Source organism: Hwanghaeella sp. LZ110, from assembly GCF_048892525.1.
Taxonomy (GTDB): Bacteria; Pseudomonadota; Alphaproteobacteria; order UBA8366; family Aestuariispiraceae; genus Pacificispira.
Map to the genome: position 1 here is coordinate 1 of NZ_JBLZHT010000090.1, position 256 is coordinate 256.

1 tRNA gene is annotated in these 256 nt (G+C 62.5%); it reads left to right on the forward strand.

The features are described 5' to 3' along the window. Nucleotides 1–135 precede the first annotated feature (135 nt). Nucleotides 136–212: transfer RNA gene (locus ACOSDM_RS20320), tRNA-Ile, on the forward strand. Nucleotides 213–256 lie beyond the last annotated feature (44 nt).

Sequence of the window (256 nt, forward strand, 5' to 3'; positions counted from 1 at the left end):
GCTTTGCAAGCAGGGGGTCGTCGGTTCGATCCCGTCTGGCTCCACCAAGTTTAGTTTGCGCGCCGCCGCCGGCCAACCCGGCGCGCGGGATTACAGCAGACGAGGCGATGGCCGTATAACGATTAGGGTTACGGAGGGCCTGTAGCTCAGTTGGTTAGAGCGCACCCCTGATAAGGGTGAGGTCGGTAGTTCGAATCTACCCAGGCCCACCATTTATTTTGCGCGCCGCCGCCGGCCAACCCGGCGCGCGTGATTG